This is a genomic window from Rhodococcus sp. NPDC057014, assembly GCF_042673295.1.
Classification (GTDB): Bacteria; Actinomycetota; Actinomycetes; order Mycobacteriales; family Mycobacteriaceae; genus Rhodococcus_F.
Genome location: NZ_JBHUSF010000338.1, coordinates 1 through 9,465 on the forward strand (window position 1 = coordinate 1; position 9,465 = coordinate 9,465).

The 9,465-nt window shown below is 67.8% G+C and carries 8 protein-coding genes; 4 read left to right on the top strand and 4 right to left on the bottom strand.

Going from position 1 to position 9,465, the window contains the following annotated elements; genetic code table 11:
- The coding region (locus ACFTZB_RS38365; RefSeq protein WP_378440049.1) for an MDR family MFS transporter at window positions 1-1,421 on the bottom strand (1,421 nt) is incomplete at its 3' end.
- Window positions 1,422-1,569: 148 nt separating this feature from the next.
- On the opposite strand from ACFTZB_RS38365, the gene ACFTZB_RS38370 reads away from it, so the two are divergent.
- Window positions 1,570-2,454, top strand: a complete 885-nt coding sequence (locus ACFTZB_RS38370) for a phosphoribosylaminoimidazolesuccinocarboxamide synthase (protein ID WP_378440051.1) — start codon at window positions 1,570-1,572, stop codon at window positions 2,452-2,454.
- 3 nt (window positions 2,455-2,457) lie between these two features.
- Window positions 2,458-4,587 (top strand): S9 family peptidase, encoded by a 2,130-nt coding sequence (locus ACFTZB_RS38375; protein ID WP_378440053.1) that lies wholly within the window; start codon window positions 2,458-2,460, stop codon window positions 4,585-4,587.
- Window positions 4,588-4,688: 101 nt separating this feature from the next.
- Here the strand turns inward: ACFTZB_RS38375 and ACFTZB_RS38380 are convergent, their stop codons facing one another.
- From ACFTZB_RS38380 to ACFTZB_RS38390, 3 genes are all read right to left on the bottom strand, one after another.
- Window positions 4,689-4,868, bottom strand: a complete 180-nt coding sequence (locus ACFTZB_RS38380) for a hypothetical protein (RefSeq protein ID WP_015888663.1) — start codon at window positions 4,866-4,868, stop codon at window positions 4,689-4,691.
- A gap of 94 nt (window positions 4,869-4,962) precedes the next feature.
- Window positions 4,963-5,652 carry a response regulator gene (locus tag ACFTZB_RS38385; protein ID WP_378440056.1) on the bottom strand — a complete coding sequence of 230 codons (690 nt, stop codon included), beginning with the start codon at window positions 5,650-5,652 and terminating at the stop codon, window positions 4,963-4,965.
- Window positions 5,649-7,214 carry an ATP-binding protein gene (locus ACFTZB_RS38390; RefSeq protein WP_378440058.1) on the bottom strand — a complete coding sequence of 522 codons (1,566 nt, stop codon included), beginning with the start codon at window positions 7,212-7,214 and terminating at the stop codon, window positions 5,649-5,651. Before ACFTZB_RS38390 ends, ACFTZB_RS38385 begins: the two co-directional genes overlap by 4 nt.
- Window positions 7,215-7,374: 160 nt before the next feature.
- On the opposite strand from ACFTZB_RS38390, the gene ACFTZB_RS38395 reads away from it, so the two are divergent.
- Together ACFTZB_RS38395 and ACFTZB_RS38400 are read left to right on the top strand one after the other, a co-directional pair.
- Entirely contained in the window at window positions 7,375-8,760 is a 1,386-nt protein-coding gene (locus ACFTZB_RS38395; protein ID WP_378440060.1) for a cation:dicarboxylate symporter family transporter, read from the top strand.
- Between the two features lie 81 nt (window positions 8,761-8,841).
- The gene (locus tag ACFTZB_RS38400) at window positions 8,842-9,336 is read left to right on the top strand and encodes a glutathione peroxidase (RefSeq protein WP_378440062.1); all 495 of its coding nucleotides are present in this window, start codon (window positions 8,842-8,844) and stop codon (window positions 9,334-9,336) included.
- The last annotated feature ends 129 nt before the right edge of the window (window positions 9,337-9,465 follow it).

Below are 9,465 nucleotides of genomic sequence, written 5' to 3' on the forward strand. Positions count from 1 at the left end.
GTCGGCTCGACCTCCGGCGCGGCCGCGGAGTTCGGCATCGCCGCCGCGGCGAGGACGAGGACGACGGCCGCGCCGAGGGCGGCCAGGAACACCAGATGCAGGGCGCCGGCCAGATCGACCGGCGCCGGGTTGTCGTCGCCGCCCAGTCGTGCGTTGACGAGGGCGCCGAACAGGGCGACCCCCACGGCGCTGCCGATGGACCGGGCGAACATGTTGGTGGACGTGACGACGCCGCGCTCGGACCAGTCGACGCTCGACTGCGCCGCGATGAGGGTGGGGCTCGCGACGAGACCCATGCCGCCGCCGATGACGAAGCAGCAGATCGCCACCTGCCACACCGCCGACTCGATGGACAGGACCAGGGTGAGGGCGGTGCCCGCGACGACCAGCAGGCTGCCCGCGGTGGCCGTGAACCGGAAGCCGAAGCGCAGGTACACCCGACCGGACTGCGATGCGGCGATCGGCCAGCCGATGGTCAGCGTGGCCAGCGCGAACCCGGCCACGAGTGCGCCCGTCCCGAGCACGCCCTGGGTGAACGTGGGGACGTAGGTGGTCAAACCGAGGACGATGGCCCCGACCAGCAGGGAGACGAGATTACTGGCCGCGAGAACCCTGCGGGTGAACACCCACAGCGGCAGGACCGGTTCGGCGGCGCGTCGTTCCACGAGGACGAACGCGATGAGGAATACGAATCCCGCGGCGAAGATTCCGAGGCTGACCGGTGAACTCCACGCCCAGGCCTGCCCGCCTTCGAGGAGTCCCAGGATGAGCAGCGTCGCCCCGACCGCCAGGATGCCGGCGCCGGCGTAGTCGACGGACCGCTCGGTGCGCACCCGCTTCTCGTCGAAGGTGCGGATCAGCATCACGGCCGCGAGCAGGCACAGGGGAATGTTGACGAAGAAGATCCACCGCCACGAGAGGTACTCGGAGAACAGGCCGCCGAGGGTCGGGCCGACCACCGCCGACATTCCCCAGACGCTGGCCAGGTAGCCCTGGGCCTTGGCGCGTTCGGCGAGCGTGTAGATGTCGCCGGCGATGGTCATGCTCATCGGCTGAACCGCTCCGGCGCCGAGTCCCTGCACCGCGCGGAACGCGATGAGCGCGGGCATGCTCCACGCGATCCCGCACAGCACCGAGCCGACGCCGAACAGGGCGATGCCGAGGAGCATCACGGGTTTCCGGCCGAAGATGTCGGCCAGCTTGCCGTAGATCGGTACCGACACGGCCTGGGTGAGCAGGTAGATCGAGAACAGCCACGGGAACTGTGTGAACCCGCCGAGATCCCCGACGATGGTGAACACCGCGGTGGAGATGATGGTCGCGTCGAGCGCGACCAGCGACGTCGTGAGCATCAGCGACACGAGGATCGGTCCGCGTTCCGAACGGAATCCGACGTCCACCGGGGCCGTGTCCGTCGCCATTGCCCACCTTTCCCGTTACCGCGCTCACAAGAGTTCCTGAACAACGGTAACGACATCGGGCGGCGAAGTGTTCCGCGGCCGTGGAATCGGTCGCGGAACGCACGGTCAGCGACCGGCGGTCGGTGCCCGACCGATAGGCTGGATCACCGTGCGCCCCTCACTCGATTCATACGCCCATCTGGCCGGTGGCAAGGTCCGCGACCTCTACACGATCGACGACGAGCACCTCCTGTTGGTCGCGAGCGACCGGATCTCCGCCTACGACCACGTCCTCAGCACCCCGATCCCGGACAAGGGGCGGGTGCTCACCGCGATGAGCGTCTTCTTCTTCGGCGTCCTCGGCGGCAACAACCATCTGGCCGGCGAACCCGACGACAGCCGGATCCCCGAAGCGGTCCTCGGCCGCGCGCTGGTGGTCCGGAAGCTGAAGATGGTCCCCGTCGAGTGCGTCGCCCGCGGCTACCTCACCGGGTCGGGGCTGATCGACTACAACGAGACCGGCGCGGTCTGCGGGGTCGCCCTGCCCGAGGGCCTGGTGGAGGCGAGCCAGCTGCCCGACCCGATCTTCACACCCGCCAGCAAGGCCGAACTCGGCGAGCACGACGAGAACATCAGCTTCGAGGCCGTGGTCGAGAAGGTCGGTCAGGATCTGGCCGTGAAACTGCGCGACGACACCCTCGACGTCTACGGCCGGGCATCGAACTTCGCCGCGGACCGGGGCATCATCCTCGCCGACACCAAACTCGAATTCGGACTGGACGCGCAGAACAACCTGATTCTCGCCGACGAGGTCCTCACCCCCGACTCGTCGCGGTACTGGCCCGCCGACGGCTACGAGGCCGGGAAGGTGCAGCCCAGCTTCGACAAGCAGTTCGTCCGCAACTGGCTCACCGGACCCGAATCGGGCTGGGACCGGGCATCCGACACCCCGCCGCCGCCGCTGCCCGCGGAGATCGTGGAGGCGACCCGCGCGCGGTACATCGAGGCCTACGAGCGGATCTCGGGCCTGTCGTTCGCGGACTGGGTGGGCTGACACATGACCGCCGAAGGCGCGAAGCTCACCCCGCCGGTCGCGAAGAAGGTCGCCACCGAACGTGTCCACCACGGTCACACGTTCGTCGACGAGTACGAGTGGCTGCGCGCCAAGGAAGACGCCGAGGTCGTCGCATATCTCGAGGCCGAGAACGCGTACACCGAGCAGCAGACCGCGCATCTCGCGCCGCTGCGGGACCAGATCTTCCAGGAGATCAAGTCCCGCACGCAGGAAACCGACATGTCGGTTCCCACCCGGATGGGCGACTGGTGGTACTACGCCCGCACCATCGAGGGCAAGCAGTACGGCGTGCAGTGCCGGGCCCCGATCGCGGGCGCCGACGACTGGACCCCGCCGGAACTGGCCCCGGGCGTCGAACTGCCCGGTGAGCAGGTTCTGCTCGACGGCAACGCCGAGGCCGAGGGCCACGACTTCTTCTCCGTCGGCGCCTTCTCTCTCAGCCACGACGGCACGCTCCTCGCGTACTCGGTCGACGTGGTCGGCGACGAGCGGTACACGCTGCGCTTCAAGAATCTCGAGACCGGGGAACTGCTGCCCGACGAGATCCCCGACACCGCGCCCGGCGCCACCTGGGCCATCGACCACAGTCACGTCTTCTATCTCACCGTCGACGAATCCTGGCGCCCCGACACCGTGTGGCGGCACAAGCTCGGCACCGACCGCGCGCAGGACGTCACCGTGTTCCACGAACCCGACGAGCGGTTCTGGGTGTCGGTCGGGTCCACCCGGAGCGAGAAGTACCTCATGATCTGGGTGGGGTCGAAGATCACCAGCGAGGGCTGGGTGCTCGAATCGGAGAATCCCGAGGGCGAGTTCCGGGTGGTGCTGCCGCGGCGCGAGGGCGTCGAGTACGGCGTCGAACACGCCGTCGTCGCCGGCGAAGACCGCTTTCTGATCATGCACAACGACGTCGTCGACGGTGAGAAGGCCGAGAACTTCGTGCTCGCCGAGGCGCCGGTGTCCGACCCGACGTCGCTGACCATCCTCATTCCGCACCGCTCCGACGTGCGGTTGGAGGAGGTCGACGCGTTCGCCGATCACCTGGTGCTCGGCTACCGCCGCGAGGCGTTGACCCGGCTGGCCGTCTGGCCGCTCGGCGACGACGGCTACGGCGAGTTCACGGAGATCGAATTCGACGAGGAACTGTTCAGCGTCGGGCTCGGCGCCAACCCGGAATGGCGGCAGCCGACACTGCGGATGGCGTTCACGTCGTTCATCACGCCCGGCCAGGTGTACGACTACGTGCTGTCGACGGGCGAACTCGCGCTGCGCAAGTCGCAACCCGTGCTCGGCGACTTCGACGCACGCAACTACGAGCAGCAACGCGACTGGGCCGTCGCCGAGGACGGGACGCGCATCCCGCTCTCGATCGTCCGGCGCACGACGAACGGCGCCGACGGCCCCGCCCCCACGCTCCTCTACGGGTACGGCTCGTACGAGGCCAGCATGGATCCCGCGTTCTCGGTCGCCCGGCTGTCGCTGCTCGACCGCGGCGTCGTGTTCGTGGTCGCGCACGTGCGCGGCGGCGGCGAGATGGGCAGGCACTGGTACGAGACCGGCAAGACGCTCACGAAGAAGAACACCTTCACCGATTTCGTCTCGAGCGCACGGCATTTGATCGACACCGGACGCACCGTGCCGCAGCAGTTGGTCGCCGACGGCGGCAGCGCGGGCGGCCTGCTGATGGGTGCGGTGGCCAACCTGGCTCCCGAACTGTTCGCCGGCATCCTCGCCAACGTGCCCTTCGTGGATCCGCTGACGTCGATCCTCGACCCGTCGCTGCCGCTGACCGTCATCGAATGGGACGAGTGGGGCAACCCGCTGGAGAACGCCGAGGTCTACGAATACATGCGCTCGTACAGTCCGTACGAGAACGTCGAGGCCAAGGACTACCCGGCGATCCTGGCGATTACCAGCATCAACGACACCAGGGTGCTGTACGTCGAACCGGCGAAGTGGGTCGCCAAACTGCGGGCCACCAAGACCGGTGACTCGCCACTTCTCCTCAAGACGGAGATGAGCGCCGGGCACGGCGGCGTCAGCGGACGCTACGAGAAGTGGAAGGAAGTAGCGTTCGAATTCGCCTGGGTGCTCGACACGATCGGCAACTAGGTACTGCGCCACCCGCGCCGAGGCTCCGATCCCGGCGTGTGGTTCGCGTCGGCGGGCGAGGCGGAAGTCGGTTTGTCAGGCCACTTTCCGCCTCGCCGGGCTCAGATGCAGAAACTGATGCTGGCCGACCCCAGGGGCAGGTTCAGGCAGACCGCGATGGAACCGACTGCGGGTGTCGGTGACGGGGCGGCGGGTGCGGCGACGGCTGCGGGGGCAGCGAGCGTGCCGAGTGACAGGGTCAATGCGATCGCGGCGAGTGTGGTGGCAATTCTGCTAGACATTGTGACGGTCCTTGACTGAGTGACTACGAGCCGGAGGTGACTCCTCTACAATCGTCCACCGATGTGATGTAGGTCACAACCCCGGTTCGGCACTTCAGCGCAGCGCATACCGGACCTGCGGGCGCCCCGCCCGGCCGTACTCGGTGTGCCGGGTGAGCACCCCGTCGTCGGCGAGCCGTTCGAGATACCGCCAGGCCGTGACCCGGGAGACCCCGATCCCTGCCGCCACCTCGGCCGCCGTAAGCGGTCCGGCCGCGTCGCGGACGCAGGCGGCGACGTGATCGAGGGTCTGGGGTGCAACGCCTTTCGGGGACGCCGCGCGCTCGTCCGAGGTGCGCAGGGCAGACATCGCCCGGTCGATGTCGTGCTGACTCAGCGCATTGCTTCCCGCCGGCAGAGCGTCGCGGAATTCCCGGTACCGCTCCAATTTGTCGCGGAACGCCGCGAACGTGAACGGCTTCAGCAGATACAGCGCGATCCCGCGCGCCACAGCGGTGCGGACCATCTCGAGGTCGCGGGCCGACGTCACGGCGATCACGTCGGGACTCGGTCGCACGCCGCTCAACGCCGCGGCCACGTCCAGTCCGCTCGCATCCGGCAGGCCGATGTCGAGCAGCACCAGATCGATGGGGTCGTCGCCGGCGTTCGCGGCGGCGACCGCGCGCATCGCCCCGCTGCCGTCGTGCACGACGGTGTGGACCGAAAAGCCCGGTACGCGTTCCACATACGCGCGATGAGCCTCGGCGATGAGCGGTTCGTCCTCGACGATCATCACCCGGATCACGAGGCGGCCCCCTCGATCGGGATCTCGACGACGATCATCGATCCGAGCGACGGCTCCGTGTGGATCGTCCCGCCGTGCCGGGCCACCACCTGCGCCACCAGCGCCAGCCCCAGCCCACGCTGGCCCGACTTTGTGGAATAGCCGCGCGTGACCGCCTTGTCGAGTTCGTCGGCGGGAATGCCGGGACCGCTGTCGGCCACCCGCACCACCATCGTCGAATCCTCCTGACGGACCGTCACTTCCACCCACGCATCCTCTCCGGGGGACGCTGCCGCACCGCGGGCGGCGTCGATCGCGTTGTCCACGAGATTACCCACCAGCGTGACGAGTTCACGCGCACTGAGAGGCGCCACGGGCCCGAGAGCGGTGTCCTCGGTGACGGTCAGGTCGACTCCCCGCTCCGCGGCCACCCCCACCTTGCCGAGCAGTAGTGCGGCCAGCGCCGGTTCGTGCACCGCCGCCATCAGGCGGTCGATCAGCTCCTGCGACAACCGCAGATCCTCGGTGGCGAACGCGATCGCGTCGTCGTAGCGGCCCAGTTCGACCATCGTGATGATCGTGTGCAGCCGGTTCGCAGACTCGTGGGCCTGCGACCGCAGCGATTCCGCGAAACCGCGAACGGAGTCGAGTTCGCCCATGATGCTCTGCAATTCGGTGCGATCACGCAGGGTCAGCACCGTGCCGAGCCGCTGCCCCTCCCACGTGACGGGTTCCCGGCTGACCAGCAGCACGCGGTCCGCGGTCACGTGCACCTCGTCCCGGGAATCGCCCTCGTGCGACTGCCGCAGCGACTCCGGCAGCGCGGACACCGGGACGGGGCCCTCCGGGAGGCCGAGGAGGCGGCGCGCCTCGTCGTTGACCACCTCGGCGCGCGCCGTGTCACCGCCGTCGCGGCCGAGGACCACCAGGCCCTCGCCGATCGAGTGCAGGACGGCGTCGTGGTGCTCGTACATCTGTCGCAGTTCGTCCGGGGCCATCCCCAGCGTCTGACGGCGCAGGCGCCTGCTCAGCAGGAACGAACCCGCCGCCGACACCGCCAGGCCGATCGCGGCGACCGCGAAGATGGTCGGCAGGCTCGCGGCGAACTGGTCGCCGATCTTCGCCCGGGTGACGCCGACGGACACCAGGCCCGCGATCCGGTCGCCGTCGTACACCGGTGTCACCGCCCGGATCGACGGTCCCAGCGAACCGGCGTACGTCTCCGTGAACGTCTCCCCGCGGAGCGCGCGCTCGATGTTCCCGGAGAACACGCCGCCGATCAGCTCCGGGTTGGTGTGGGTGAAGCGGATGCCCGCGGGGGTCATCACGACGATGAAGTCGGTACCCGTCGCGGCGCGGATCCGCTCGGTCTGCGGTTGGAGAACGGCTGTCGGATCGGGGGAGCGCAATGCCTCCGCCGTTCCGTCCGACAGCGCGAGCGTGGTGGCGACGGCGGTGACGGCCCGACGTGTGGTCTCGTCGCTGTCGCGACGCTGGTCCACGATGGCAAGCGCCGTGCCGGCCGCGATGACCAGCACCAACACCACGAGCTGGAGGAGAAAGAGCTGCCTCGCGACGCTCATGGGCCGTCTCGGCGGATGGTGCGGCAATGCATTTCTCCTGAACGTAATGAACACAAACTTCACCAGCCAAGCGATCGCTTAGAAGATTCTTCCAAGACGTGATCGCGGTCACTAGCCGGCCTCACCGATCAGCTTGCCACTCGAATTGGAGGACAATCCCATGAGTACTGCGACAGGGAAGACCAAGAAACGCGACCGGACCCACTGGTTGTACATGGGGGTCATCGTCGCCGTCGTCGCGGGCATCCTCGTCGGGTGGCTGGCTCCGGGAGCCGGCAAGTCGCTCGGCGTGCTCGGTACGATGTTCGTCGACCTGATCAAGATGATGATCAGCCCGGTCATCTTCTGCACGATCGTCCTCGGCATCGGATCGGTGAAGGCCGCCGCGAAGGTCGGCAAGGTCGGCGGGCTCGCCCTCACCTACTTCATCGGCATGTCCACGGTTGCGCTCGGCATCGGTCTGCTCGTGGGCAACCTGCTCGACCCGGGAACCGGCCTGAACATCAGCGCCGACACCGCGAGCACGGGTGCGGCGCTCGCCGAGAAGGCCCACGGCGCCGGCGGCACCATGGACTTCCTCCAGTCGATCATCCCCACGTCGCTGATGTCGGCGCTGACCGAGGGAAGCGTGCTGCAGACCCTGTTCGTGGCGCTGCTCGTCGGCTTCGGGCTGCAGGCTCTCGGCAAGCAGGGTGAACCGATCCTCCGCGCCGTCGGCTCCGTCCAGAAGCTCGTCTTCAAGATCCTGTCGATGATCCTGTGGCTGGCACCGATCGGTGCGTTCGGTGCCATCGCGAACGTCGTCGGCCAGACCGGTCTCGGCGCCGTCGTCCAGCTCGCCACGCTCATGCTCGGCTTCTACCTCACCTGCCTGATCTTCGTGTTCGGTGTCCTCGGATCCGTGCTCCGCGTCGTCGCAGGCGTCTCGATCTTCAAGCTGGTTCGGTACCTGGCCCGTGAATACCTGCTGATCTTCGCCACCTCCTCCTCCGAGTCGGCCCTGCCCCGCCTGATCGCCAAGATGGAACACGTCGGCGTCGAGCGCACCACCGTCGGAGTCGTCGTCCCCACCGGCTACTCGTTCAACCTCGACGGCACCGCGATCTACCTGACGATGGCCTCGATCTTCATCGCCGACGCGATGGGCCAGCCGCTGTCCTTCCCCGAGCAGCTGTCGCTGCTGGTGTTCATGATCATCGCGTCCAAGGGTGCTGCCGGAGTCAGCGGCGCCGGGCTCGCCACCCTCGCGGGCGGCCTGCAGAGCCACCGTCCCGAACTGCTCGACGGCGTGGGCCTCATCGTCGGTATCGACCGGTTCATGTCCGAGGCCCGTGCGGTCACGAACTTCTCCGGCAACGCCGTCGCCACCCTGCTCGTCGGTTCGTGGACCAACACGATCGACAACGACCGCGTCCGCACCGTCCTCGACGGCAAGCTCCCGTTCGACGAGTCCACCATGGTCGACGACGGCCACGGCGACGTCGCCGAAGAGCAGGTCACCGAGAACCTTGCAGGCGACGAACAGAAGGTACTCGTGAAGAGCTGACACCCCTCCGAAGGAAACCTCTGTGCGCCCGGGCGATTCGAAGCCTGGGCGCACAGACGTTTGTTGGCTACGTTGGTGCGCATGACGACACCTGTTCAGAACATCGGTATCAACACACTCGGCGGCACACCGACCTCCCTCGGCGAATACGACGGCCGCGCCGTCCTCGTGGTGAACGTCGCCTCGAAGTGTGGACTGACCCCGCAGTACAAGGGCCTCGAGAAGCTCGCCACCGACTACGCCGACCGCGGGCTGACCGTGATCGGCGTCCCGTGCAACCAGTTCATGGGGCAGGAACCCGGCACCGCCGAAGAAATCGAGACCTTCTGCTCCACCACCTACGGCGTCACGTTTCCGCTGCTCGAGAAGATCGAGGTGAACGGTGAGAACCGGCACCCGCTGTACGAGGAACTGACCAAGGCCGCCGACGCCGAGGGCGCCGCGGGCGACATCCAGTGGAACTTCGAGAAATTCCTCGTCGCACCCGACGGCACCGTCGTGAACCGGTTCCGTCCCCGCACCGAGCCCGAGGCGCCCGAGGTCGTCGAGGCCATCGAGGCGGTCCTGCCGAAGTAGGCGGCTCCGCCGCTCGTGGGCCCTTAACCTAGCAACCCCAAACCCGAAGGGGCCCCCGCGTTTGCCCCCGTTGAACGTGAACCGTCGAGCAGGGGCCCCAATACCGACCCCGGATGGTGTGGGTGTGGG

Bases quoted from the DNA above. Each gene is read 5' to 3' on its own strand.
- ACFTZB_RS38375 (WP_378440053.1), top strand. From the start codon at position 2,458: ATGACCGCCGAAGGCGCGAAGCTCACCCCGCCGGTCGCGAAGAAGGTC.
- ACFTZB_RS38380 (WP_015888663.1), bottom strand. From the start codon at position 4,868: ATGTCTAGCAGAATTGCCACCACACTCGCCGCGATCGCATTGACCCTG.
- ACFTZB_RS38390 (WP_378440058.1), bottom strand. From the start codon at position 7,214: ATGAGCGTCGCGAGGCAGCTCTTTCTCCTCCAGCTCGTGGTGTTGGTG.
- ACFTZB_RS38395 (WP_378440060.1), top strand. From the start codon at position 7,375: ATGAGTACTGCGACAGGGAAGACCAAGAAACGCGACCGGACCCACTGG.
- ACFTZB_RS38400 (WP_378440062.1), top strand. From the start codon at position 8,842: ATGACGACACCTGTTCAGAACATCGGTATCAACACACTCGGCGGCACA.